At 59.7% G+C, this 24,807-nt stretch carries 27 protein-coding genes and 1 pseudogene; 13 read left to right on the top strand and 15 right to left on the bottom strand.

The genetic code is table 11. From position 1 onward, the window contains the following. Positions 1-96: 96 nt before the first annotated feature. The gene (locus P3R38_RS13450) at positions 97-1,731 is read right to left on the bottom strand and encodes a methyl-accepting chemotaxis protein (RefSeq protein WP_023380798.1); all 1,635 of its coding nucleotides are present in this window, start codon (positions 1,729-1,731) and stop codon (positions 97-99) included. Positions 1,732-2,032: 301 nt separating this feature from the next. Here P3R38_RS13450 and P3R38_RS13445 point away from each other — a divergent pair, with 301 nt between their 5' ends. Beyond that, complete coding sequence (locus P3R38_RS13445; protein WP_104883837.1) at positions 2,033-2,863, top strand: undecaprenyl-diphosphate phosphatase; 831 nt, start codon at positions 2,033-2,035, stop codon at positions 2,861-2,863. Between the two features lies 1 nt (position 2,864). Further along, a complete protein-coding gene (locus P3R38_RS13440) occupies positions 2,865-3,293 on the top strand; it encodes a DUF1294 domain-containing protein (protein ID WP_027907340.1) in 429 nt (142 codons plus the stop codon). A gap of 117 nt (positions 3,294-3,410) precedes the next feature. On the opposite strand, the gene P3R38_RS13435 is transcribed toward P3R38_RS13440, so the two are convergent. Then, positions 3,411-3,770: an MmcQ/YjbR family DNA-binding protein gene (locus P3R38_RS13435; RefSeq protein WP_104881699.1), complete on the bottom strand. Its 360-nt coding sequence runs from the start codon at positions 3,768-3,770 to the stop codon at positions 3,411-3,413. Further along, positions 3,763-4,665, bottom strand: a complete 903-nt coding sequence (locus tag P3R38_RS13430) for a LysR substrate-binding domain-containing protein (protein WP_023380794.1) — start codon at positions 4,663-4,665, stop codon at positions 3,763-3,765. The genes P3R38_RS13435 and P3R38_RS13430 overlap by 8 nt, the downstream gene beginning before the upstream one ends. Before the next feature lie 133 nt (positions 4,666-4,798). Between P3R38_RS13430 and P3R38_RS13425 the strand changes: the two genes are divergently transcribed. After that, the gene (locus P3R38_RS13425; RefSeq protein WP_023380793.1) at positions 4,799-5,410 is read left to right on the top strand and encodes an FMN-dependent NADH-azoreductase; all 612 of its coding nucleotides are present in this window, start codon (positions 4,799-4,801) and stop codon (positions 5,408-5,410) included. A gap of 130 nt (positions 5,411-5,540) precedes the next feature. Further along, positions 5,541-6,599 carry a dienelactone hydrolase gene (locus P3R38_RS13420; RefSeq protein WP_277686243.1) on the top strand — a complete coding sequence of 353 codons (1,059 nt, stop codon included), beginning with the start codon at positions 5,541-5,543 and terminating at the stop codon, positions 6,597-6,599. Here the strand turns inward: P3R38_RS13420 and P3R38_RS13415 are convergent. The 3 genes and pseudogenes from P3R38_RS13415 to P3R38_RS25115 all read right to left on the bottom strand — a co-directional run bounded on the left by P3R38_RS13415 (position 6,549) and on the right by P3R38_RS25115 (position 9,889). Beyond that, a complete protein-coding gene (locus P3R38_RS13415) occupies positions 6,549-7,739 on the bottom strand; it encodes an MFS transporter (protein ID WP_023380791.1) in 1,191 nt (396 codons plus the stop codon). The genes P3R38_RS13420 and P3R38_RS13415 overlap by 51 nt on opposite strands. 150 nt (positions 7,740-7,889) lie before the next feature. Continuing rightward, complete coding sequence (locus tag P3R38_RS13410; RefSeq protein WP_277686242.1) at positions 7,890-9,476, bottom strand: ABC-F family ATPase; 1,587 nt, start codon at positions 9,474-9,476, stop codon at positions 7,890-7,892. A gap of 41 nt (positions 9,477-9,517) precedes the next feature. Next, positions 9,518-9,889 (bottom strand): annotated as a pseudogene (locus P3R38_RS25115) (integrase). Between P3R38_RS25115 and P3R38_RS13405 the strand changes: the two are divergent. Both P3R38_RS13405 and dmeF read left to right on the top strand, forming a co-directional pair. Next, on the top strand, positions 9,879-10,154 hold the full coding sequence (locus tag P3R38_RS13405) for a metal/formaldehyde-sensitive transcriptional repressor (RefSeq protein WP_027907343.1): 276 nt from the start codon (positions 9,879-9,881) through the stop codon (positions 10,152-10,154). The pseudogene P3R38_RS25115 and the gene P3R38_RS13405 sit on opposite strands and share 11 nt — an antisense overlap. 7 nt (positions 10,155-10,161) lie before the next feature. Beyond that, positions 10,162-11,088 (top strand): CDF family Co(II)/Ni(II) efflux transporter DmeF, encoded by a 927-nt coding sequence (dmeF, locus tag P3R38_RS13400; RefSeq protein WP_277686241.1) that lies wholly within the window; start codon positions 10,162-10,164, stop codon positions 11,086-11,088. A 28-nt stretch (positions 11,089-11,116) separates the two neighbouring features. On the opposite strand, the gene P3R38_RS13395 is transcribed toward dmeF, so the two are convergent. From P3R38_RS13395 to P3R38_RS13365, 7 genes are all read right to left on the bottom strand, one after another. Next, complete coding sequence (locus P3R38_RS13395; protein WP_277686240.1) at positions 11,117-12,436, bottom strand: PAS domain-containing methyl-accepting chemotaxis protein; 1,320 nt, start codon at positions 12,434-12,436, stop codon at positions 11,117-11,119. 24 nt (positions 12,437-12,460) lie between these two features. Next, entirely contained in the window at positions 12,461-13,435 is a 975-nt protein-coding gene (locus P3R38_RS13390) for a GGDEF domain-containing protein (protein ID WP_277686239.1), read from the bottom strand. 25 nt (positions 13,436-13,460) lie between these two features. Then, on the bottom strand, positions 13,461-14,231 hold the full coding sequence (locus tag P3R38_RS13385; RefSeq protein ID WP_347176200.1) for an EAL domain-containing protein: 771 nt from the start codon (positions 14,229-14,231) through the stop codon (positions 13,461-13,463). Between the two features lie 509 nt (positions 14,232-14,740). Then, positions 14,741-15,715, bottom strand: coding sequence for a fimbrial protein (locus P3R38_RS13380; RefSeq protein WP_277686238.1), 975 nt, complete (start codon positions 15,713-15,715; stop codon positions 14,741-14,743). Next, positions 15,712-15,924 carry a hypothetical protein gene (locus P3R38_RS13375; protein ID WP_277686235.1) on the bottom strand — a complete coding sequence of 71 codons (213 nt, stop codon included), beginning with the start codon at positions 15,922-15,924 and terminating at the stop codon, positions 15,712-15,714. The genes P3R38_RS13380 and P3R38_RS13375 overlap by 4 nt, the downstream gene beginning before the upstream one ends. A gap of 132 nt (positions 15,925-16,056) precedes the next feature. Then, positions 16,057-16,713: an HAD hydrolase-like protein gene (locus P3R38_RS13370; RefSeq protein ID WP_023380781.1), complete on the bottom strand. Its 657-nt coding sequence runs from the start codon at positions 16,711-16,713 to the stop codon at positions 16,057-16,059. Positions 16,714-16,843: 130 nt separating this feature from the next. Next, positions 16,844-17,755, bottom strand: coding sequence for a LysR family transcriptional regulator (locus P3R38_RS13365; RefSeq protein WP_023380780.1), 912 nt, complete (start codon positions 17,753-17,755; stop codon positions 16,844-16,846). A 93-nt stretch (positions 17,756-17,848) separates the two neighbouring features. On the opposite strand from P3R38_RS13365, the gene P3R38_RS13360 reads away from it, so the two are divergent. The 7 genes from P3R38_RS13360 (at position 17,849) to P3R38_RS13330 (ending at position 23,577) form a co-directional block, all read left to right on the top strand. Beyond that, entirely contained in the window at positions 17,849-18,796 is a 948-nt protein-coding gene (locus P3R38_RS13360; protein WP_023380779.1) for a 2-dehydropantoate 2-reductase, read from the top strand. Further along, on the top strand, positions 18,793-19,191 hold the full coding sequence (locus tag P3R38_RS13355; protein ID WP_023380778.1) for a glyoxalase/bleomycin resistance/dioxygenase family protein: 399 nt from the start codon (positions 18,793-18,795) through the stop codon (positions 19,189-19,191). The genes P3R38_RS13360 and P3R38_RS13355 overlap by 4 nt, the downstream gene beginning before the upstream one ends. After that, the gene (locus tag P3R38_RS13350) at positions 19,188-19,643 is read left to right on the top strand and encodes a MaoC family dehydratase (protein WP_023380777.1); all 456 of its coding nucleotides are present in this window, start codon (positions 19,188-19,190) and stop codon (positions 19,641-19,643) included. Before P3R38_RS13355 ends, P3R38_RS13350 begins: the two co-directional genes overlap by 4 nt. Then, positions 19,640-20,872: a CoA transferase gene (locus tag P3R38_RS13345; RefSeq protein WP_104883846.1), complete on the top strand. Its 1,233-nt coding sequence runs from the start codon at positions 19,640-19,642 to the stop codon at positions 20,870-20,872. Before P3R38_RS13350 ends, P3R38_RS13345 begins: the two co-directional genes overlap by 4 nt. Further along, entirely contained in the window at positions 20,869-21,687 is an 819-nt protein-coding gene (gene aroE, locus P3R38_RS13340) for a shikimate dehydrogenase (protein ID WP_027907348.1), read from the top strand. Before P3R38_RS13345 ends, aroE begins: the two co-directional genes overlap by 4 nt. Before the next feature lie 4 nt (positions 21,688-21,691). Beyond that, positions 21,692-22,129, top strand: a complete 438-nt coding sequence (aroQ, locus tag P3R38_RS13335; RefSeq protein WP_277686234.1) for a type II 3-dehydroquinate dehydratase — start codon at positions 21,692-21,694, stop codon at positions 22,127-22,129. A gap of 107 nt (positions 22,130-22,236) precedes the next feature. After that, the gene (locus P3R38_RS13330; RefSeq protein ID WP_277687215.1) at positions 22,237-23,577 is read left to right on the top strand and encodes an MFS transporter; all 1,341 of its coding nucleotides are present in this window, start codon (positions 22,237-22,239) and stop codon (positions 23,575-23,577) included. A gap of 88 nt (positions 23,578-23,665) precedes the next feature. On the opposite strand, the gene P3R38_RS13325 is transcribed toward P3R38_RS13330, so the two are convergent. Both P3R38_RS13325 and P3R38_RS13320 read right to left on the bottom strand, forming a co-directional pair. Next, positions 23,666-24,340, bottom strand: coding sequence for a polysaccharide lyase family 7 protein (locus tag P3R38_RS13325; RefSeq protein ID WP_104881708.1), 675 nt, complete (start codon positions 24,338-24,340; stop codon positions 23,666-23,668). An 86-nt stretch (positions 24,341-24,426) separates the two neighbouring features. Continuing rightward, entirely contained in the window at positions 24,427-24,702 is a 276-nt protein-coding gene (locus tag P3R38_RS13320) for a hypothetical protein (RefSeq protein ID WP_148299919.1), read from the bottom strand. Positions 24,703-24,807 lie beyond the last annotated feature (105 nt).

The raw sequence follows: 24,807 nt of genomic DNA, 5'->3' as shown, positions 1-24,807 counted from the left end.
AGAAGCTGCGGGGGCGCGGGCGTAGCCTGCGATCGAGGGCATAGCCCTCGCATCAGTCCCTGTCGGGGCCGCCTCGCGGCCCTTCGCAGACGCGGTTCAAACCCTGAATTGACGCAGCAGCTGCTCCAGCTCCTCGCTCAAGCGGGCCAGTGCCTCCCCAGCATCGCTCGACTGGCGGGCAGCGTCGGCGGTCTGCTGTGACAAACCGGCAGTATCCAGCACGTTGCGGTTGATTTCCTCGACGACATGCGACTGCTGCAAGGTGGCACTGGCGATGGAGGCATTGAGTGCGGTGAGGTTGTGCAGCGCGTGGCTGATCGCATCCAGGCTGGTGCCGGCTTCTCGGGCCTGCTGAACCGTCTGGCGGGAGGCCTCGCTGCTGGTGTCGATGGCTTTGACCGCGGCATCCGACTGGCCCTGCAAATGCTCGATCATGGTATGGATTTCCGCGGTCGACTGAGCCGTGCGCTGGGCCAGCAGGCGCACTTCGTCGGCAACCACGGCAAAACCACGGCCTTGTTCGCCCGCGCGGGCTGCCTCGATCGCAGCATTCAGGGCCAGCAGGTTGGTCTGCTCGGCGATCGAGCGGATCACATCGAGTACACCGCCGATCTTGCTGCTGTGCCCGGCCAGTTCCCGGATCACCTGCACGGCCTGATCGATGGTCTGTGACAGGCTGTCGATCTGCTGCAGGCTGCCGTGAATCGCTTGCTGGCCATGCTCCACCTGCTGTTGCGCAGCGCGCATCTCGCCGGCCGCTTGCTCGGCGGTCTTGGCCACGTCCTGCACGGCGTAAGTGACTTCGTTCACGGCAGTCGCCACCTGGTCCATCTGCAGCGACTGCTGGGCGCTGCGCTGTTGCGCGGCTCCAGCATTGTCACCGACTTGTCCTGCGGACTGGGCCAAGGCATGGGCGGCACCTTGCAGTTGGCCGACGACCCCCTGCAATTTGCCGTTGAAGCGGTTGAAATGCTCGCCCAGGTGGGTGATCTCGTCACGGCCGTGGGTGTCCAGACGCCGGGTCAGGTCGCTCTCGCCACTGGCAATATTGCCCATGGCTTGAACGGCTTCCTGCAGTGGGCGGGCAATGCTGCGGGCAATGAGCATCACCACAAGCGCCATCAACAGGGCGATGCCCAGGCCGACCAGGGTGGCGTCGCGCAACTGACGGGCGAATTCGGCCTGCACATCGTCGACGTACACACCCGAACCGATGATCCAGCCCCAAGGCTTGAACAATTGAATGTAGGAGGTCTTGGCCACCGGATCGGTGGCGCCCGGCTTGGGCCAGCGGTAGTTGACCGGGCCTGCGCCCTGGCTGCGGGCGAGGGCGACCATTTCGTTGAAAACGGCGAAACCGTCTGGGTCTCGGATGGCCGAAAGGTCCTGGCCATCGAGTTTGGGGTTGGCCGGGTGCATGATCATTTTCGGCCCCAGGTCGTTGATCCAGAAGTAGTCATTCTGGTCATAGCGCAGCCCACGCACCACTTGCAGGGCCTGCTGTTGGGCCGCCTCGCGGCTGAGGCTTCCGGCAGCCTCCAGCCCCTGGTAGTAGGCCAGCACACCTGCGGCAGTCTGGACCACATGGCGGGTCTTCTCCGCCTTGGCCTGGTAAAGGTCGCCGTGGATCTGGCGCAGCATCAACAAGCCCAGCACTACCAGCATTGCCACGGCCACCAGCAGTATCAGCCACAAGCGGCGGCTGATCGACATCGACCTCAAGGTCTTCATGAAGGTTACTCCCGCGTTTTTCTTGTTATTCAGGTGCATCCAAACACGCTTTGCCGTCGCCCCCCACTCGACTAATGGCTAAGTGCTAGATCCGGGCTACTCTGCCGCTGTTCAGGCAAGCGATCGCAGGGCGTCTCTGTTAGGATTTCGGCCGCCCAAGATGAAACCTTTAGGCAGCGTGAACTTTTCGACTGGCATTGCCACCAACAGTCGCTGTAAAACAGCCGCGCCGCGTGCGGCAAATCACAAGCAAATCAAGAACTAGGGGCCTGCACAGAGCAGTGCTCCACCCGGGGGAACGATGGATTTTTGGACTGCCTTCCAGGCAATCATCTTAGGTGTGGTCGAGGGACTCACGGAGTTTCTGCCGATTTCCAGTACCGGCCACCAGATTATCGTCGCCGACCTGATCGGCTTCGGTGGCGAGCGGGCCATGGCGTTCAACATCATCATCCAGTTGGCGGCGATCCTGGCGGTGGTCTGGGAATTCCGACGCAAGATCCTCGATGTGGTCTTTGGGCTGACCCGCCAGCCCACCGCGCGACGCTTCACCGGTAACCTGCTGCTGGCCTTCCTGCCTGCGGTGGTGCTCGGTGTGTTGTTCGCCGACCTGATTCATGAATACCTGTTCAACCCGATCACCGTGGCTGCTGCGCTGGTGGTCGGTGGGTTCATCATGCTGTGGGCCGAGCGCCGCGACCACCGCGTCGAGGTCGATCACGTCGACGACATGCGCTGGAGCCATGCGCTGAAAATCGGCTTCATCCAGTGCCTGGCCATGATCCCCGGCACTTCCCGCTCCGGTTCGACCATCATCGGCGGCTTGATCTTCGGTCTGTCGCGCAAGGCCGCTACCGAGTTCTCCTTCTTCCTGGCCATGCCCACCATGGTGGGGGCGGCGGTGTATTCAGGCTACAAGTACCGCGATCTGTTCCAGCCCAGCGACTTGCCAGTCTTCGCCATCGGCTTCGTGACTTCGTTCATTTTCGCCATGATCGCCGTGCGAGGCTTGTTGAAGTTCATCGCCAATCACAGCTATGCAGTGTTCGCCTGGTACCGCATTGCCTTTGGCCTGCTGATTCTGGCCACCTGGCAGTTCGGCTGGGTCGACTGGTCGACGGCGCACGGCTGATATGGCACGCACGCAAGCCAAGGGGCAGTATGGCGCCGCTCGTGAGGAGGGGGTACGCCATGCCCGCTTCAAGCTGCTGGTTTTGGGCGCATTGTGCCTGCTGCCAGGAATTGGCGTGGCCCAGATGGCTTGGGGTGGGCAAGCCTGGTGGCCGCTAGCCGTCTATCCGGCGGCGAGCTTGATCTGCCTGCTGCTGTACTGGCAGGACAAGCACCAGGCGCGCGCCCAAGCCTGGCGTACGCCTGAGAAGGTGTTGCATGTCAGCGAGCTTCTAGGGGGCTGGCCTGGAGCACTGGTGGCCCAACAACTGTTTCGGCACAAGACTCGGAAGGTTTCCTACCAGCTGGTGTTCTGGGGCATCGTGCTGCTGCACCAGGTATTCTGGGTGGATTACCTGTTCCTGAATCAGCAGCTTTTCTCGTTGTTTTGATGGCGGCGTTGCCGGGGGCTGCTTGCAGCCCTTTCGCGACCCAAGGTCGCTCCTCCAGGGGCGCGTCCTTCTTGAAGTCGTCGCGTTACCTGGAGCCTCGGCTTGCCAGCGATCGGTTCACATCACCAGGCCAACCTGCAGCCGTTTTGGCAGGCGTTTCACCACTAGCTGGTGCGAGCGTTGCAGCAAATCGCACAGCTCATCCCGGCCCATGGGGTAGGGTGGCGCCATGCTGATCCACTTTGCCCGCGCCAGGTAAGGTGCCGGGCGGACGCCGGGTCGGTCGCAGTAGCCCAGAAAGATGTCGTCCGCCACCTTGAACGACAGCCCTGCACCGGCCAGATCCAGCACCGCGAACATCTTGTTACCGGCTACCGAAAACACCCGGACACCCCCCCACTTGTAGTCTTCCCGTGCACCCGGCAAGCCCAGGCAGAAGGTCACGACCTGGTCTTCGGTCATGTGCTGCCTAGACATAACGTTCCCCACAGGCCTCGAACGACGCCGCCAGATGATCGATCCAGGCCCGTACCGCTGGAAGCAGACCCCGCCGGTGAGGGTACACCGCCTGCAGATAGCCACCAGGCAGCGACCAGTCGGGCAGCAGCCTGACCAGTTCGCCTCGTTCAAGCTGTTCCTCACAGAACATGCTTGGCAAGGCCGAGAAGCCGAGCCCGGCGCGGACGGCTGCGCTTCGCACCACGAAGTCGTCGATGGCCAGGCGCGGCTCCAGCGCAATCTCCTGCTGTTGGCCGTTTGGGCCGTGCAGACGAAAGTGCACCAGCCTGTCGGCCTCTGCTGCACCCAGGACTGGCAGGGTGGCCAGTTCGGCGGGGTCGCGAATGTGGTCGGCGAAGCCAGGAGCCGCCACCAGCTGCATCTGTGCCTGGCGCAAACGACGGGTGACCAGCGCAGGGTCCTCATCGCCCAGATCGCGGACCCGCAGGGCCACGTCGATACCCTCGGAAATCAGATCGACCCGGCGGTTGAGCAGCACCATGTCCAGTTGTACCTGAGGGTAGTGCGCCAGAAAACGACTGACCACGTCCGGCAAGAAGGCATGGGCCAAGGCGACCGGGCAGGAAACCCGCAGTCGGCCACGCGGCTCGCTGCTCATGCTCGCCACCACCTCGTCGGCCGCCTCGGCCTCCAGCAGCATGGCCTGGCAATGATGCAGGTACCGTTCGCCCACGGCGGTGAGCTTGAGCTGGCGGGTGGTGCGTTGCAGCAGGCGTGTGCCCAGACGTTCCTCCAGCTCGGCGATGCGTCGCGACAAGCGTGACTTGGGGATGCCCAGCTGGCGTCCTGCCGCCGCGAACCCCCCGGCGTCAACCACGCGGGCGAAGTAAAAGAGGTCATTGAGGTCTTGCATGGTCCTGTCTCACTGTCCTATCCATAGGACAAACTAACGCATTTTTGCTGCCTTATCAGCCATTGGCTGCCCCGGTAGGATTCTCTCCATCGTGATCGCCCACCGCCGCGGTCTTCATTCACAGGAGAGTCCCATGAAACTGTTGCATATCGATTCGAGCATCCTGGGCGACAATTCCGCCTCCCGTCAGCTGAGCCGCGAAGTGGTCGAAGCTTGGAAAGCCGTCGACCCGAGCATCGAAGTGGTCTACCGCGACCTGGCCGCCGACGCCATCGCCCACTTCTCCGCCGCGACCTTGGTTGCAGCCGGTACCCCTGAAGACATGCGCGATGCGGCCCAGGCGTTCGAAGCCAAGCTCAGCGCCGAAACCCTGGAAGAGTTCCTGGCCGCCGACGCTGTGGTGATCGGCGCCCCTATGTACAACTTCACCGTGCCGACCCAGCTCAAAGCCTGGATCGACCGTGTTGCCGTCGCCGGCAAGACCTTCCGCTACACCGAAGCCGGCCCTGAAGGCCTGTGCGGCGACAAGAAAGTGGTCCTGGTATCCACTGCAGGCGGCCTTCACGCCGGCCAAGCGACCGGTGCCGGTCATGAGGACTTCCTCAAAGTGTTCCTCGGCTTCATCGGTATCACCGACCTGGAAATCGTCCGCGCCCACGGCCTGGCCTACGGTCCGGAGCAGCGCAGCAAGGCAATTGACGACGCTCAGGCGCAGATCGCCAACGAGCTGTTCGCCGCCGCGTGATCCGCTGAGGCAATTAGAAAACGGCTGCCACCTGGGGTGTCAGCCGTTTTTTCATTTAGGTTTCATCCGCCCCGGACGATCCTGGATCTATGCTGGCGTCATCCTTTTGCTTCGCAGGGGTGGCGGGCCGATGAGCACCTTCCGAATCTTGTTGGCGCTGGTCCTGCTGGGGGGGCTGCTGCCCCGCGCCGAGGCGCAGCCTTGGAACGTTGGGCTGCACCGCATGACCCTGGACGATCCTGTCGATGCCCGTCCGATGCAGGCCCTGGCGTTCTACCCGTCCACAGGCGAGCCTCGCACCAATCGTATCGATGGCTACCCGATCCGGGTGGCCGAAGAGGCCCCGGTCGCTTTGGGTCAATTTCCCTTGCTGGTACTGTCCCATGGCAACACCGGAAGCCCGCTGGCGCTGCATTACTTGGCAACGGCCCTGGCGCACCAGGGGTTCGTCGTGGTGGCGGTGATTCACCCAGGCGACAACGCCCGCGACCACAGCCGCCTGGGCACCCTGAGCAACCTCTATGGTCGTCCGTTGCAGGTCAGTGCCGCCATCACCGCCGCCCGTGTCGATCGGTTGCTGGGGCCCTACCTGAATGACGGCAAAGTGGGTGTGATTGGCTATTCGGCCGGCGGTGAAACGGCGCTGATTCTGTCGGGCGCGCAGCCAGATCTGGACCGGCTGAGGCGCTACTGCCTGGAGCGCCCAGACGATGCCGATGCCTGCAAGACCCATGGTGTATTGATAGCCGACCGTAGCGAACTGAGCCCCCAGCCAGATACACGGATAGGCGCGGTGATGCTGATGGCACCGCTTAGCCTGATGTTTGGCCGTCACGCCCTGGCTGGCGTAAAGGTGCCGGCATTGATCTTCAGCGGTGACAGCGACCAATTGGTGGCGCTGGACCGGAATGCCGAGGCCCTTGCCCGTAAGCTTCCGCTCACCCCGGATTACCGCTTGTTGGCCGGCGCTGGGCATTTCGTGTTCATGGCCCGCTGCGACGAAGAGCAGCACGCTCGCATGCCAGTGCTGTGCAAGGATGCCGACGGTGTCGACCGCCGGCATATCCATCGCTCGCTAACGCGTGACACTGCTGCATTTTTCAGCCAGGCACTGGGCGCGCCGCTGCCCGCAGGGCGCTCAACCGCCGTTGTTGCGCCGGGCCAGCAGCAGGATCAGGCCCACCCCTGACAGGGCGAGCAGGGCCGCGACGAAAAAGATCGAGGCGTAGCCCAAGTGCACGGCGACCGCGCCCATGACTGGGCCGGCGATGGCCAGGGCCAGGTCGAAGAACACCGCGTAAGCGCCCAGTCCGGCACCTCGGCTGCTGCTGGGCACCTGCTTGATGGCCTCGACCCCCAGCGCCGGATACACCAGTGAAAGCCCGAAGCCGGTCAGGCCCGCCCCCAGCAGTGCCCAGGGCGGCGAAGGGGCGAGCCACAACAGGCCCAAACCGACCACTTCGGTGGCCATGCAGGCGATGGCCACGTTGTAGCCGCCAAAGCGGTTGACCGCGTTGACGAACAGCAGCCGCGAAACGATGAAGCACAGGCCGAATGCGCTCAGGCACCACGCTGCGCCAATCCAGCCACGCTCAAGGTAATAAAGGGTGACGAAGGTGGTCAGGGTGCCATAACCGATCGAGGCCAGTGTCAGCCCCAGGCCGCAGGGCGCGACGCGCCCGAAAGCCGACCAGAACGGTAGGCGTTCACCACGGACCACCACCACATCCGGGCGCTTGCGCAATGCCAGCAAGGCCGACAGCGCAAGCAGCAACAGCGCCGGGCCCAGCACACTGAAGCCAAGGCCGTCCACGGCCAGCACGCCCACCGGCGCACCGATGGCAATGGCGCCGTAGGAGGCGATGCCGTTCCAGGAAATCACCCTGGCCGTATGCTCCGCACCTACCTGGCTGATGCCCCAGCTCAATGTCGCCACCCCAATCAGCCCCTGGGCCACGCCCAGCAGCACCCGTCCAGCCAGCAGCAGCAACAGGCTCAGCACGGGAAGTGCAAGCGTCCAGGCCGACAGCAACGTCAATACCCCGCAGCCGGCAATCCCGAACAGTCCGTAGCCAATGGCACGCTTGCCACCCAAGGTATCGGCCACACGCCCAGCGAAGGGACGGCTGAGGAGGGTGGCCAGGTACTGCAGGCCGATGGTCACCCCGGCGATTACCGCGCCAAAGCCCAATTGGTCATGCACGTAGCCGGGCAGCACCGCAATCGGTAAGCCAATGCAGAGGAAGGCGATGAAGGTGTAGAAAACGATCGACAGGATCTGTAGCGTGAGGTTGGCGCGGGTGCTGGGGGAGGGTTGTTGCGCGGTCATGGGCTCGTTCGCGGGCGGGCGGTGGGCGTGGATTCATCATGGCCGTTGCGCGACGGAAATGAAAGCAGGCTAATGATTATTTGATTGCGAGCCTTGCCCGCTGGGCCGGGGCGCAAAAAAGGGCCGCGGTGCGGCCCTTGTGCGGTCGGCTCAGACTACGACGCCCTGGCTGCGCAGGTAGTCATCGTAGGTGCCGCTGAAGTCCACCACGCCAGTGGGGGTCAGTTCGATGATGCGAGTGGCCAGCGACGACACGAACTCGCGGTCGTGGCTGACGAACAGCAGCGTGCCTGGATAGTTCTCAAGCGCCAGGTTCAGTGCCTCGATCGACTCCATGTCCAGGTGGTTGGTCGGTTCGTCCATGACCAGTACGTTCGGTTTTTGCAGGATCAGTTTGCCGAACAGCATGCGGCCCTGTTCGCCACCGGAAATGACCTTCACCGACTTGAGGATCTCGTCGTTGGAGAACAGCATCCGGCCCAAGGTGCCGCGAATCACCTGCTCGCCGGTGGTCCACTGGCCCATCCAGTCGAACAGGCTCATGTCGTCTTCGAAGTCGTGCGCGTGATCCTGGGCGTAGTAGCCCACTTCGGCGCTGTCGGTCCACTTCACTTCACCCTTGTCCGGGGTCATTTCACCGACCAGGGTACGCAGCAAGGTGGTCTTGCCGATACCGTTCGGACCGATGATCGCCACACGCTCGCCGGCTTCGATCGTGAAACTGAAGTCCTTGAACAGCACCTTGTCGTCGAAAGCTTTCGCCATTTTCTCGACGGTCACGGCCTGGCGGTGCAGCTTCTTGGTCTGCTCGAAGCGGATGAACGGGCTGACACGGCTTGAAGGCTTGACCTCGGCCAACTGGATCTTGTCGATCTGCTTGGCGCGCGAGGTGGCTTGCTTGGCCTTGGAGGCGTTGGCCGAGAAGCGGCTGACGAAGGTCTGCAGTTCAGCGATCTGGGCCTTCTTCTTGGCGTTGTCGGCCAGCAACTGCTCACGGGCCTGGGTGGCGGCGGTCATGTACTCGTCGTAGTTGCCCGGGAACAGGCGCAGTTCACCGTAATCCAGGTCGGCCATATGGGTGCAGACACTGTTGAGGAAGTGCCGGTCGTGGGAAATGATCACCATGGTGCTGTTACGCGCGGTGAGGATGTTCTCCAGCCAGCGGATGGTGTTGATGTCCAGGTGGTTGGTCGGTTCGTCCAGCAGCAGCACGTCCGGATCCGAGAACAGCGCCTGTGCCAGCAGCACGCGCAGCTTCCAACCTGGCGCGACTTCGCTCATCGGTCCAAAGTGCTGTTCCAGCGGAATACCCAGGCCCAGCAGCAGCTCGCCGGCACGGGACTCGGCAGTGTAGCCATCCATTTCAGCGAATTCGGTTTCCAGCTCGGCGACGGCCATGCCGTCCTCCTCGGTCATTTCCGGCAGCGAGTAGATGCGGTCGCGCTCGGCTTTGACTTTCCACAACTGGTTGTGACCCATGATCACGGTGTCGATGACCGTGAACTCTTCATAGGCGAACTGATCCTGGCGCAGCTTGCCCAGACGGGTGTTCGGCTCGAGCATGACCTGACCCGTGGACGGCTCGAGGTCGCCGCCGAGGATTTTCATGAAGGTGGACTTGCCGCAGCCGTTGGCGCCGATCAGGCCGTAGCGGTTGCCGTTGTTGAATTTGACCGAGACGTTTTCGAACAACGGCTTGGAGCCGAATTGCATGGTGATGTTGGCGGTAGAAATCAAGTGCTTGTCCTGCGGGGGTTCCAGAGGTGTATTTAGGCCCTCTAGTCAGTGTTGGGCCAATGCTGGGCCAATTCGACTCGGGGCGGCAGCTTCTCCAGCTCCCTCCAGTCCGAGGAGGAGCTGATCCATTACGCGTAGGTAGAGGGCAACATCTCAACGCTTTGGCCAAGCTGGTTCGTGATGAACGCACGGTTCATCCCAGTCATCAGGCGCATGGTTGCGTAGGTGTGGCGGGTGTCGTACTGCCGACGTTCACGGATGTCCAGCGCTTCGAGCGCCGCTTTGAAGTGGCGGATTGTAACACTTGGTTCGTGGAACCACAGCCTGCTTTTGCCGACCCTCCCTTGCTCCCAACGAAAATCAAGCGCATCATTCACGCAATATAGGGTAGGGGGGTATGTTATGGCCCACATGCAATCCGGAAAAGATGAGTTGCTCAAGCGGGTGAAGCGCATCGCTGGACAAGTACAGGCTATAGAGCGTGCACTGGAGGGCGATGCTGACTGCGCAAAAACCCTGCATCTGGTGGCTGCAACCCGTGGCGCAATCAACGGGCTACTTGATGAGATTGTTGAGGACCATGCCCGTGAGCATGTAGCCAGGGCGGGTCTCACTGATCAAGAGAGGGCGCAAGGTGTGGAAGCGCTCCTGGAAGCCATCCGCCGATACTCAAAGTGAGAAACACATGAGCACGATCGATCCCATTCACAGCCATGATTTCCTGGGTGCTGGACACGATGAAAATGCCAAGCGCACCTTGTGGGTTGTAGGGCTGACCCTTGCCATGATGGTGGGAGAAATAGCTGCCGGATACATCACCGGTTCGATGGCCCTGTTGGCCGATGGTTTTCACATGGCCACTCATGCAGGCGCGCTGGGTATCGCCGTGGCGGCCTATGCGTTTGCCCGCAAGCATTCGCAGAATGCTGCTTATAGTTTTGGAACGGGAAAAGTGGGTGACCTTGGCGGTTTTGCGTCCGCTCTCGTTCTCGGGTTGATCTCCTTGGGCATCGGTGCTGAATCGTTAGTACGCCTTTTCGAACCTGCCCACGTGGAGTTCGAGGCGGCCACGCTCATTGCGGTAATAGGTTTGGTCGTAAACCTTGTCAGCGCCCTCATTCTCGCGGGAGGCAGTCATAAGCATGCGCATCATCATGGACACTCCCATGATCACCACACCCACACCCATGGCGACGACAACAACCTGCGTTCCGCATATATGCACGTGCTGGCGGATGCAGTGACATCTGTCATGGCCATCGTCGCACTGGTGGCTGGCAAGTACCTCGGCTGGGTATGGCTTGATCCGTTGATGGGTATAGTGGGGGCTGTCGTGATTGCGCGCTGGGCGTGGTCGCTCATTCGCGATACTGCAGCCGTGCTACTCGACAAGAGCGATGAGTATATAGCCGAGGAGATCCGTGAATTGCTCAGTCAGTTCGGGACGCTCAAGATTACAGACCTCCATGTCTGGCGAGTGGGGCCGCAGGCGCGAGCAGCCATCGTGAGTGTGCAAGGTTCTGTAGGTCTATCGGTCGATGATGTACGCGCTGCATTGGAGCCTGTTCACCAAGTCACTCATCTCACGGTTGAGTACAGGGCAACAACGTGAAGGCGAAGAAGCGAGTTGACGAAAAAGCTCAGAGTTTATCTACCGCTTCACTGAGTTGCTTGACCGTGTCCACGACCTGGCGGGCGCCGCTTTGAATTTCCCCAATGATATCCCCGGCTTGGCCTACTAACCCTACGCCGACGTCAGCCATATGTTGAGTCATCTGCATACCTTTTACAGCGTCTTGCGATAATTGATGGTTTCGCTTTACAACGTCGCTGATTTCCAAGGTGGCTTGGGCGGTGCGAACAGCGAGGTGACGCACCTCATCTGCGACGACAGCGAAACCTCTTCCTTGGGGGCCTGCTCGGGCCGCTTCAATGGCTGCATTTAGCGCCAGCAAATTAGTCTGATCAGCGATGCCGCGTATGGTTTGGACAATGCCAGTGATCATTTCAGACTGCTGACCAACGGCTGATATTTTGAGGGCAGCATTTGAAAGTTCGCCCGCAATGCTGCGGACCACCGCCACGGTTTCGCTGATGACCATGGCGCCGTGCTGCGCACGTTGGTCGGTTTCTTTCGAGACCTGATAGGCAAGCGTGGCGGCCGTTGACTCGATTTGCTGTTGTTCAACCTGCGGTGTAATGTCGCGAGCAAATTTTACAATCTTGTACAGTTTCTTGTTGGCATCAAATATCGGGTTGTAAGTGGCGCTCAACCAAACGGTGGCGCCGCATCGGTTCACCCTCTGAAAACGGCCGGAAAAGAACGCGCCCTTGTTGAGGTGCGCCCAAAAATCTTGGTATTCCGACGACTGCGCCTCTTGTTGAGTGCAAAAGAGTCGGTGGTGTTTACCTTGAATTTCAGGCATACGATATCCGAGCGTATGCAGAAAATTATCGTTGGCTTCAAGTACATATCCGTCTGGGTCAAACGCGATCATGGCCATCGATCGACTCATGGCCTCTAGGACGTTGCGTTGCTCTTGCTCGCGCCTGACGTGCTCTGTTATGTCGTTTGCGAGCATCAGTATGCGACTGACGCGACCGTCCGCCGAAAAAATTGGATTGTAGGTTGCCTCAAGCCAGAGCGTTTCACCTTGGCGGCTGCGGAAGGGGACGCGGTCGCGGATATATTCCCCGTCTCGCAATGTTCTCCAGAAGCCCTCATGCCCGACACTGTGGGTATCGTCGTTCGGGCAAAGGATGTCGTGGTGTTGGCCAATCAGCGTATCCAGCGTGTAACCCATTGCATGCAATACGTTTTGATTGGCGTTCGTTATAATGCCTTCCGGTGTGAACTCAATGGTCGCCGTCGAGCGACTGATGGCTGTTTCTCTGGCCTCCTGGGACCGGAGCGTTGACAAGGCATCATCCAATTCGCACTTTAGACGTTTGTTAAACATAATGGCACCCATGCAGTGGCTAAATCAGACCGTTTGGTGACCCGGCGTAAACGGGTTTTCTAAGGTTCGCGCCGTTGCGGAACCACGCTTTACACGCTTTTCTTTGTACATCGCTTGGTCAGCCCGGATGAACGCCTTTTTTAGTGAGCCAGACGGTTGGCGTGGCGCCATTCCGATTGAGGCATTGATTTTTTCTTTTTTGAACAAGTCTCTAATTCGCTGCAATAAGCACGCGCCGTCATATTCGTTGCAGTGGGTGGCAATTATCCCGAACTCGTCGCCGCCGAGTCGGGCAACGATATCCTCTTTGCGTGAAGCTTGAAGTAACGAGGTAGCGGCCCGTTTGATAAGCTGATCTCCGGCATAATGCCCTTCGGCGTCATTGGTTTGCTTGAGGTCGTCCAGGTCAATCACGATGACAGCGCAGGGTGTTTCTTGGCGTTCGCAGCGCAGTTCTTCCTGGTGCAAGAGTTGTTCCCATGCTGCTCGGTTGAACAGGTTGGTCATAGCATCAGTGTACGCCTGGGTTTCGAAACGCTCGGCGCGGCGCGCCTGGAAATCTGCTTGTGTTTCAGCATGCAGTAAGCTACTTAGAAGCGACGCAATAAGTTCCAGCAGTCTGAGGTCGGCACGGTTTTCCAATAGGTTGCGATCTACCGATCTTCCATAAATAAATCCGTAGAGCATAGGCGGATAGTGGAGTAGGGGTATGGCAACGTACTGTGTAGTCTGCGTAGTGTCGCCGTGCTCGCCTGATAATGCATGTTGTATGACCCCTCCCGGCGCGTGAACATCATTGACCAAGAGGTCGGCGCGTATTTTATTCGTGATGGCTTGCAGTTCGGCGTCGAGCGTGGGGTGTTCGAAATGACTGCCGCTCGCCTTGGGGGCTTCATCGGCACCCACGCGAACAATGCTCCATTCTGCGTGTGTGAAATGAAGTTTTAAGTAGTCCAGTGTGAGCGCTATTACAGCGTTGAAGTCTATCGCGCTGTCCATGGATGACTCCTATTAGGTTTCGCTGCTAGGGCCATGCAATCTCAGGAAGGGATTCAAGTTTTGGCTTTGCGAAAAAGAACCCTTGGAACAGGTGTATCTCGAGTGCCTGAAGCGTATCAAATTCCTCAACGCACTCGATCCCTTCGGCGATGATTTGTATGTTGAGGTCTCGGCAGACGCTTACAATGCCCTTGGTGATAACTTGCTTGGCCTTGCTGCTATGGATGTCTCTTATCAGTTCCATGTCGATCTTGAGGATGTCGGGTTGAAAGCTGGCCAGTAAATTGAGATTGGAGTGCCCGGAGCCGAAGTCATCGATTGCCGTTCTAAAGCCTTGTTTTTTATAGGATTCCATGATTTTTTTTATGTGTGCTTTGTCTGCGATGCTCTCATTTTCAGTAACTTCAAATATTATTTTTTCAATGGGAAAATTGTATTTTTCTGCGGCAAGGAGGGTGGTTCTAATGCAGGCCTCTGCTTGGTACACAGCATTGGGTAGAAAATTGATGCTCAAGCAGCTTGGCATGCCGGCTCTCGCAGCAAGTTCCACCGCTTTGACACGACACGCTTGATCAAATTTATATCTGTTTGAGTCATTTACTTTTTGCAATACGGCCTGTGCGCCAGCGCCATCTTTACCCCGGACCAGAGATTCATACGCAAAAACACAGTGGGCGCGGGTGTCGACAATGGGCTGGAACGCCATGGTGAAGTCGAAGTCAATGCCAGCGTTATCCTTGCAGCTGCGGCAGCCATGAGGTCGTTGAGGCTCAACAGGTATGAGTTGTATAGACAAGGCTGGCACCTCCTGCAGAAGGAATAACATGGCGGTACGGCTTCATGCCGACAGGCTGGGAGCGTACGAGCGATCCTCGGTGCAGGGAGTATTGCCTTAATACCTGTACAAAGAAAGTACCTTGTACAGGTATTTTTCATTGCTTGGATGTCTAAACGGCCAAAGTAGATAGTATAAGCGCCGTATTGGCTGTATTTTCATTGACCGACTGTGACGTTCTGTACAACAGGCCCCGTCAGGTTTCACGCTGCGCCAATCGGTCTCTGGCTCCGTGACCTAGCGAGTTTCGCTTTTCCTCTGTGTACGCAAGGCCCCATAGGCGGATTTGGTCGAGGTTTTGTGGCTGATGTGCTGGTCCGACGGCGGCTAAAAATGATGTGTGCTGATACGCGATGGTGTGCTGCTGTCTATTGCCTACGGTGGCCCAGCCTGCCTGTGGGGCGGTCGATGAGCCCATAAGGGCGAGCCGGCCAACCGGGTATGACAATGTCCTTGACGCGCACCGTGAGTCACAGATAACTCATGACGAACGTCACTTCACTACTAGCAGAGCCCGCGCTCATACCGTCATCGTATTGACCCGCGCTGCCGTTAGGCAGCGTGCGTATGTACTTCGCGCTCATGGGGATGGAGAAATTTCCGCCGAGGGTTGAGTATTCGTTGAAAACATAAGTTTTGTCGAGTTGTAGAGGTGCCTGGTTGCTGTCAAGTAGTTGAAGCGCGATGCCTTTGGCGGTTGAACCCTTGTTCAGTTCTATTATCCCGAGTTGCCCATTTACCGCTGGCGAACCTGAAGTGGCAGTCAAGCGATAACTGACTTTTTTGATTCCGCTGGGGCAGTTGTTCAGTTTTATTTCGAAGTGTTTGGGTGGGGTGGCGTTGCCTTCGCTGGCAAAGACACTTAGATTGTATTCGCCCATCTCCACCGCTATGTTCGGCGTTTCACATGACTGAGGTACGATGGATGGACTTTTGTCTATTATCATCGCTAGCGGTCTGACGGCTGATGTTTCGACTTGTATATATCCCAAGGTGCCAGCAGGTATCGTCGTACCTGACGGGATGTCGCCGGTTTTTATGATGCGCAACGCGTTCTTCGTGGTGTTGAATCCATACCCGCCCGGGGTTCTAATTGATCCACCACCGAATCCGTTATAGGGCGCGTCCTGATAGATCCACTGCCACGAAAGCCCCGTATTGCCGATGGGGAAGTAGTTTTTCGTCGGTGCGTTGCTGCCGACGTTGTTTACTATTCCGGTGGTGAAGGTAGTGGAACAGGTGTACGACGCGTTACCGGAAAAGGTCTGGGCTGGAGACTCGTAGATAACGGTGTTGTTTTCTGCGTCTCGGGGGATGGAAAGCGTTGAGGGTATGCTTACGGTGATTTGTTTCTGGGAGTGGCCCTCGAAAAATTCGCAGGCGGCGAACGAAAGCGAGGGTGTCGCAATAATGCAAGCTACCAGGTATTTGATCGGCTTTATCATTCGGCGAGTCCCTCAACGTATTTCCAATTAAATTCAGGGTGTTCGAATGTCAAGCGATCATAGGCTTCCTTTAAATGAAGGGTTTCTGATGTATTATGGATTTCGTCCGAGTTGTCACGAGCGGGTAATGTACACGCGGAAATAGTTAAAAATAGGCTTGCGGCAATTACGCTTCGAGCGCTATAATGCTTGCTTGCTTGCTTGTTCATAAGTTCGCCTTGAAATTTGCATGGTGCATGCTCGGTAAATGGATGCGCCAAGTTATGTCAAGGGCCGCCGCTAGCTTAATCAGACGAATCTGATACCTCACCGCAGCCGACAGCTTTTTTGCGGGCTACACGTCAGCGCGTGGGTATGCATGGCAGCAGCAGAGGGTTTCCGGTCAGTCGCCTTAATTGGCTTACATCGGCAAACCACTCGTGGGATGGAAGATCATGGAATGCTTCATGGGTCCCATATCCCCAAGCAACCGCGCCAAACGCAATGCCTGCAGCCGATGCTGCTTCGCCATCTGTAGGCTGGTCGCCTATATAGATAACTTCTTCTGGCGTAACCCCACACTTGCGCATGACCCGGCGCAAGCGTGATGCCTTGCCGAAAATGGATGCCCCGCACTCGAAGGCGCGGAAATGTCGACAGCTGGCGCCCAGGATCTGCGTGACATTGTCTTTGGCGTTGGAAGAGACCACCGCGAGCATCAGTCCTTGCTCATCCAGATGGCTTAGCGTATCGGCGATTCCATCGAAAAGCGGGATCGAGCTTCGATTGTTGTTCATCAGACTCATGAATGTCCGCGCTACGAAAGGCAGCTTCCAGCGGGGCATTGCGATATGGGACATGATCTCCCGTGCCCCCAGTTTGCGCAGACTGTCTAATTCTTCGGGTTGAATTCGGTTGAATGCGTGCCGGTCAGCGACTTGGTTGAACACCCGGACAAAGAAGGGAAATGAATCTGCGAGCGTGCCGTCAAAGTCGAAGATGGCAAGTCGGTACGGCATCTGAGTGTTCCTTCCTGGAGTGTGGGTGTCTTCGCGGGAAGCGCTATTTGGATGCGCTCGCGGTGCGACGGCAATTGTTCCTACATGGCAGCGCTGGCAACCCTGGTTCAGCGGACTGTTGCTCCTGAAGCTAACCTTTCCCTGACTGGAACAATCCCCGGACGACCTCCCTCAACCACCGATTCCCGCTGTCCTGGTGATACCGGGCATGCCAATGCTGCTTGACCGTGAATCCCTCGACTGCAAACGGACAGTCATGCAGGCGCAGCCCATGCATTTCGGCGAGAGTTTGCCCGATATGGCGGGGTAACGTGGCCACCAAGTCCGTCGACCCGACGATCATCCCCAACCCCAGGAACGCCGGCAGCTCCAGCATGATCCTGCGTTCGATGCCCGCGCGCGCCAAGCCGGCCTCCAGCAATTTCTGCCCGGTGCCGGCGCTGACCTGGACATGCCCTTCGGCGCGGTAGCGCGCCACATTCATCCCATGTGCCAGGCGTGGATGCTGCGGATTGCTCAGGCACACCCAGTCCTGGTCGAACAGCACCTGTTGATACATCCCTCCACCCAGCCATGGTACGAAACCGATCGCTAGGTCCGCCTCGCCGGACTCCAATGCGCTTTCAGTATTGCCATCGATACGTGCCGCCTCCAGGCGAATTCCCGGCGCATGTGAGCGCAGGTGGTTGAGAATGCTGGGCAGCAAGGTGATATGGCTGGCATCACTGACGCACAGGCGAAAGCGACGCTGCGCCGTGGCTGGAATGAATTGTGGTTCCCAGGCGGTCAGGCGGCGCAGGGATTCCAGGACTTCCCGGCAGGGGCCGATCAACTGATCGGCGCGTGGCGTAGGTGCCATGCCGGTCGGCGTGCGCACGAACAGCGGGTCGTTCAATTGTTCGCGCAGCCGCGCCAGCCAGATGCTGATGGTCGGCTGACTCTGACCGAGCTGCTCGGCCGCGCGGGTAACGCTGCGGCAGTGATACAGCACGTCGAACAGCTGCAGCAGTTTCGGCTCAGGCAGAGCCTCCAATGTACTCATTATTGCGATTCTCAATAGTGGTATTGAGCGCATTGTATAGTCTAAATAAGCCCGTCTGCATAAGGTGGTCGCAAATCACAGGAGGTCTGCGACGTGAAAATCTGCATTCTGGGTGCCGGTGCCCTGGGCTGCGCCATTGGCGCGGCCTTGAGCGAGGCAGGGCATGAAACCTGGCTGCTGAACCGTGGCCGTGCGCATGTCGAGGCGATGAACCTGAACGGGCTGCAGGTGCAGGACGAACGCGGCGAGCGCTCAGTGCGGGTCAACGCGACGACTGACGCCCAAGACATTGGCGCGGTCGACCTGGTGGTGGTGTTGGTCAAGTCGTTCCACACCGCCGATGCCATCGCTGGCGGCACTGCACTGTTCGGGCCACAAACGCTGGTGCTGTCGCTGCAGAATGGCCTCGGCCATGAGGACATCCTGGCCGAGGCCGTGGGCCGCGAGCGGGTGCTGGCCGGCAAGACCTATGTCGGCGGCGTGCTGCTGGCACCCGGATCGATCCGGGCCGGGGTGGCAGGCAAGCAGACCTTCATTGGCGAGCTCGACGGCCAGATGACGCCACGCGTGCAAGCCATTGCAGAGGCGTTCAACGGCGCCGGACTGGCCACCACGGTCAGCGACAACATCCTTGGCACCATGTGGGACAAGCTGCTGGTCAACGTCGCGACTGGCGCGTTGAGCGGCATCACCATGCTCAGCTATGGCCAGCTGTACAGCGAGCCGCTGCTCGAATGCACCGCAAAGGCTGCCGTGGCCGAGGCCATTGCCGTCGCCGAGCGGGCCGGCATCCGCCTGAGCCTGACCAGTCCCGAAGCGGCATGGAGACTGGCTGCCGAGGGCCTGCCGGCGAGCTTCCGCACCTCGATGCTGCAGAGCCTGGAAAAGGGCTCGATCACCGAAATCGACTTCATCAACGGCTCCGTCGTGCGCTGGGGCCAGCGTCATGGCGTTGCCACCCCCGTCAACGCGACCTTGGTGGCCTGTATCAAGGGCATCGAACGCGCGATGGCCGATCACCAGAAAAGGGATAATCCATGAGCCAGCCGAAAGCCTATCTCGAACACGTTGCCTTCTGGGTGCGGGACATTCAGTGGCATATCCGTTTCTTCAATGAAGTGTGCGGCATGACCATGCGGGAAGTGCAGGGCGACGTCGAGCTGCCGACGCAGTACTGGACGCTGGGTGGCCTGCAGTTCATTCACCAGCCGGACTTCGCCGGGCCGGAGGGGCGCTTGGCCCACCTGGGCATCATGTGCGAGGACCTCGAAGCCGCCCTGGCCGCAGCCCAACGCTTCGGTGTCAGCGAAATGTCTCAGGGTCGCAACTGGCTGCGCCTGCCCGACGGCCTGGCGGTGGAGTTCATCCAGGCCTCGCCGGCCAAGTGCGTCGCCCAGGCACTGGCCATCGACCCGCGTGCGGAGGTATCGGCATGAGCGTAGTGGAAAAATTCTGGGACGACGCCCGCGAAGGCGATGAGTGCATCAGCCCCACCTACACGGTAACTCGCGAGCGCATCCTGGCCTACGCCGACCTCACCGGCGACCACACCCCAGTCCATGTCGATGAGGAGTACGCCAATGCCAGCCACTTCGGCTGCCTGGTCGCCCACGGCTTGTTCGGGTTGTCGATCGCCGACGGCCTGAAGACCCAGTGCCAATACCGCTTCGTGCCGGGAATGTCGTTGGGTTGGACCTGGGATTTCGTGCTGCCGATAAAGGTCAACGATGTGCTGCATGTCCGCATGCGCGTAGGGGCGATGCGTCCCAGCAAAAGTCGCCCAGGGTGGGGCATCGTGGTACTGCCGTCGGAACTGATCAACCAGCATGGCGAAGTCGTGCAGCGCGGCGAGCACCGCCTGATGGTGCCGAGGAGGGCACAAGCATGAGCCAGGCATTGCCATTGGCAGGTATCCGCGTCATCGACTACAGCCACTTCCTCGCCGGTCCTTATGTGGGGCGCTGCCTGGCCGCGCTGGGTGCCGAGGTGATCAAGGTCGAACGGCCCGGCAGCGGCGATGCCGGCCGCCAGCATGCGTTTACCCTGGATGAGCAGCAGAGCGGCTACTTCCTGCAGCTGAACATGGGCAAGCAGGGCGTCAGCGTCAATATGAAGGACCCGCGTGGCAAGGCCTTCATGCAACGCCTGACCGATTCGGCCGACGTGTTCATCGAAAACTATCGCCCGGGTGCGCTGGATAAGCTTGGTCTTGGCTATGCCGAGTTGTCGGCGCGCAACCCGCGCCTGGTGTACTGCTCGATCTCAGCCTACGGTCACACCGGACCGGATGCTCACCGCGCCGGCTTCGGGCTGATTGCCGAAGCCAAGAGCGGCATCATGCAGATGGTTGGCGTGCCGGGCGAGGCGCCCCCGTTGCTGCGCATTTCCCTGGGCGACATGTACACCGGTATTCATGCTGTTGCGGCGATCAACGCGGCGTTGCTGGGCAGGGTAAGCTCTGGACGCGGACAACATATCGACATGGCCCTGTACGACACGCTGGTGTCGATGCACGAGTATGCGGTGCAGTGCTACACGTTGTCCGACGGCAAGGTGCTACCGGAGCAGACCGGCCATGACATGCCGACCTCGACCCTCTATGGCGTCTTCCGCGCAGCCGATGGCGACCTGGTCATCGCCGCCCAGGTCGACGATGCCTGGCAGCGCTTTGCCGCCATGGTCGAGGCCAATGGCGGCCCGTCCGGGTTCGGTAGCGATAGCCGCTACCATCACCTCAATGGCCGCAATGCACATCGCGAAGCGATTCTCGCAGTGGTCCGCGATTGGGTCGGCGCGCGTCGGGTCGCCGACATCCTGCAACTGCTCGATGGCATCGACATTCCCAGCGCCAAGGTGCAACGCATCGACGAAGTGCTGGCCGACCCGCAGATCCAGGCTCGCAACATGGTCATCGAACAGCGGCACCCGCGCTACGGTACCCTGCGCCTGCCCAATCTGCCGTTCCGCTTTTCCGATTGCGACACCACGATCCATCAGGTGGCCCCGGACCTTGGCCAGCATAATGCCGAAGTCGCTGCCGGGCTTGGCTTCAGCCCCGAAGAAATCACCGCCATGCAAGCGGACGGTGTGCTGTTCACCCACGGAGATGCACGATGAGCGACCGCTATGCAGTGATCGGGCGACCGATCAATCACACAAAATCCCCCTTGATCCACGGCCTGTTTGCCCAGGCCAGCGGCCAGACCCTGGCGTATGGTGCCATCGAGGGCGAGCTCGAGGGGTTCGAGACCCAGGTGCTGCAATTTCGCAGCGATGGCGGGCTGGGCATGAACATCACCGCGCCATTCAAGTTGCGCGCTTTCGAGCTGGCCGACCGGCGCAGCGAGCGGGCTCAGCTGGCACGGGCGGCCAATGCGCTGAAGTTCGAGGATGGCCATATCTTCGCCGAGAACTTCGATGGCATCGGCTTGTTGCGGGATATCGAAGAGAACCTTGCAGAGCCGCTGCGCAACCGTCGGGTGCTGGTACTCGGCGCTGGTGGTGCGGTTCGTGGAGCACTACTGCCGTTCCTGCAAGCGGGCCCGAGCGAGCTGGTGATCGCCAACCGCGACATGGCCAAGGCGGTGTCCTTGCGCAATGAACTGGACCATCCGCTGCTACGTATCAGCCGCTACGAGGAGCTGGAAGGGCAGGCGTTCGACATCGTTGTCAATGCCACCTCTGCAAGCCTTACCGGTGAACTGCCGCCGTTGCCTGCTGATGTGTTGGGCGCGACGCGGCTGGCGTACGAGTTGGCTTATGGCAAAGGCCTGACGCCATTCCTGCGTCTGGCGCAAGCACAAGGCGTGACGCGCCTGGCCGACGGTGTGGGCATGCTGGTCGAGCAGGCGGCGGAAGCGTTTGCCTGGTGGCGTGGGGTGCGTCCCGAAACCCGCGCCGTGATCGACCGACTGACCATTCCTCTGGAGTAAGCCCATGGTTGCCAATGTGCTGATGTTGCACGGTATCAACCACAACATGTTCGGCAAACGCGACCCGCGCCAGTATGGTACGGCCACGCTGGCCGATATCGACCAGTCCTTGCAGGCGCTGGGCGAGGAACTGGGGGTGCGGGTCGAGAGCTTCCAGACCAACTTCGAAGGCGCCATGTGCGAGCGAATCCATCAAGCGTTTGAAGATCGGGTCGATGCTGTGCTGATCAATGCCGGGGCGTGGACGCACTACAGCTATGGTATCCGCGATGCGTTGGCCATCCTCGAGGCGCCGGTGGTCGAAGTGCATATGTCGAACATCCATGCCAGAGAGCCGTTTCGTCACCATTCGGTGTTCGCCGAAGTCGTGCGCGGACAGATCTGCGGGTTCGGTGTCGAGACTTATCTGCTCGCCCTGCGTGCGGCGATGAAGATGGTCTGACCGATTCTTCACTTTCAGAAGGACGTGTAGCCTTGACCGAAGCGGCCGTAACCCTCAGCGCCCGGCAGACCACTTGCATTGCCTTGCTGGTCGCCATCACCTTTTTCATGGAAAACCTCGATGCGACCGTCATCGCCACGGCGCTACCGCAGATGGCCCATGATTTTGGCGCGAGTCCGGTGAGTCTGAACATCGGCATCAGCGCCTACCTGCTGGCGGTGGCAGTGTTCATTCCGCTCAGCGGCTGGGTGGCTGACCGCTTCGGTGCCCGCCAGGTATTCGCCGGTGCCATTGCTCTGTTTACCCTGGCGTCCTGGCTCTGCGGCCTGGCTTACAATTTGGAAACCTTTGTCGCCGCACGGGTGCTCCAGGGTATCGGTGGCGCCCTGATGGTCCCGGTCGGTCGGTTGGTGGTGTTGCGCACCACCGAAAAGCAGGACCTGGTGAAGATGCTCGCGGTAATCACTTGGCCTGGGTTGGTGGCACCGGTCCTCGGCCCCCCCGTTGGTGGGCTGATCGTGACCCACCTGTCCTGGCCGTGGATCTTCTACCTGAACATCCCGTTGGGCCTGCTGGCTATCGCGGCGGCGTGGTGGCTGGTGCCCAATACTCGTTCGAGCGAAGTCCGCAGCTTCGATGTGCTCGGCTTCGTTCTTCTTGCCTTGGCCTGCGCCGCGTGGCTGCTTGGGCTGGAGATGTTGGGTTCGCTTTCCGGTGGCAGCCTCGATAGAGGCTTAGCCCTGCTGGCGGTGGGTGGCCTCCTGACCTGGATGTCGGTCCGTCATTGCCAGCGCCATCCGGCGCCGCTGCTGCCGTTGACGACCCTGGGTATCGCCACCTTAAGGGCCAGCGTCGTCGGTGGCACGCTGTTCCGCCTTTCGATCAGCGCCTTGCCGTTCCTGGTCCCGTTGCTGTTGCAGATCGGTTTGGGCATGTCACCGTTGGATACTGGGTTGCTGGTGCTGGCGATCTTCGCCGGTAACCTGGCGATGAAGCCGTTTACGACGGGGTTGTTGCGGCGTCATGGCTTTCGACGCGTACTGTTGGTGAACGGCTTGATCGGCGTCGGTTGCATCCTGGCTTGTCTGGGCCTGCAACAGGGGATGGCGTGGTACTGGATGGCGCTGGTGCTATTCATAGGCGGACTGTCGCGTTCGATGCAGTTCACCACCTACAACGCGCTCGGATTTTCCGAGGTGCCCAAGCAGCAGATGGGCGAGGCATCGACACTGTTCAGTATGTTCTTCCAGCTGGCGATGGCGCTTGGTGTGGCGGTTGTCGCGCTGCTGTTGCGCCTTTCGCTGATGCTGCGAGGAGGTGAGGGTGAGCTGACGGTGAGTGATTTTCACTGGGCGCTAATCGGTGTGGCATTGATCGCCGGTGTCGCCCTGGCCGACGCCATCCGCTTGCCTGGGAATGCTGGTGAGCAAGTGCTACGCACCCACTAGGGCCGCCATGACTATGGGGGCGACGGGCAAGCGGTGAAGCCGGCACCGACAACTGAACGGACAGTGCCACCTGGCCGGCGCCCGAAGGTCAGACGTGAGTCAGCGAGAGTTCGCTCAGAATACAGATCGAGCCGTCATCAGCTGCAGTGGCGTCGGTATAGTCGACCTGGTTGTACACACCGCCGTGGAAGTTCAACAGCGATGAGCGCCAGGAACTGTCCATCTCCAGCCTGCCGGACGATCCCGCGCGGCCATTGCTTTGCGCGGTAACGTTCAGGGCACCCGAAGCCAGGACGCGTATGATCACCCTGAACGTCGTCCCGAGGGGCACGTTTTTGAGTAAGGTCATGTTCACTGGGGCCGCCTGATTGAATGTCTTGCGAAATCCCAGGGTGATGTTTGCCTTGCTCCAGAACACCTTCACTGGCGGGCTATCGTCGTCCTTCACATGGAGCTGCGCAATGACAACCTTCTGGGCGGAGTTGACCTTGGTCAGCGTCATCTCCTGCACGTTGATGTGCTCGGCATCGCTTGCGAGCGACCAATAGACCGGCTCCTTCCATTCGCACCGCGTGCGGTGAGTGCTCTTGCTGGATGCACCTTTGGTCGGTGCCGAGAACTGTACAGAGCCATCGGCCAAGACCTTGACGACGCTGGGCAGTTGTGCGATCGCCTCGGCTCCACTGAGCTCCAGCGCAACCGGGTTGGTGGCTGAAGTGGGAACCGGCGTGGTGATCGTGAGACTGTTGATGTTTACGCTCATTGATACGTCTCCTGACAATGATACGGGGCGCCTGGTTCATGGCAGATCAATGGAGCGGACCGAATCTGGCGAGCGCTTTCGCAGCGCTAGACCAAGGCGAAATCGGTTATGCAGTCTTTCTGGTCGATTGCCACCGTGAGGACTTGAGGATCACTCAGGGCCAGGCCCCCCTCGGTGTAGACAAACCTCCAGCGGAGTAATTTCATGTCGCCCAGCACTTCACATTGTTCGAAGGGGCCGAGCAGACTCTCCAGCTCACTTAAAGTGGATTGTCCACAAACCACGAATTTCAGTTGCTCTTCGACCTGCGTTGCGTTGCTGCTGAGCTCTTCCAGCAGCATTTGTTGCTCCAGATCGCTCATCAGGCGAATCGAATCCGTTTGCATCGACTTAATACACTCCAAGTATCAGATCGTCAGTTTGTAGGACAGGGGTGAAACGCGCGGAGTGTAATCAAGGAATGTACT

Origin of the sequence: Pseudomonas sp. NyZ480 (assembly GCF_029537255.1) — a bacterium.
GTDB lineage: Bacteria > Pseudomonadota > Gammaproteobacteria > Pseudomonadales > Pseudomonadaceae > Aquipseudomonas > Aquipseudomonas taiwanensis.
Note: the sequence above shows the minus strand (reverse complement) of the source record. Positions and strands in the feature narration are given on the sequence as shown.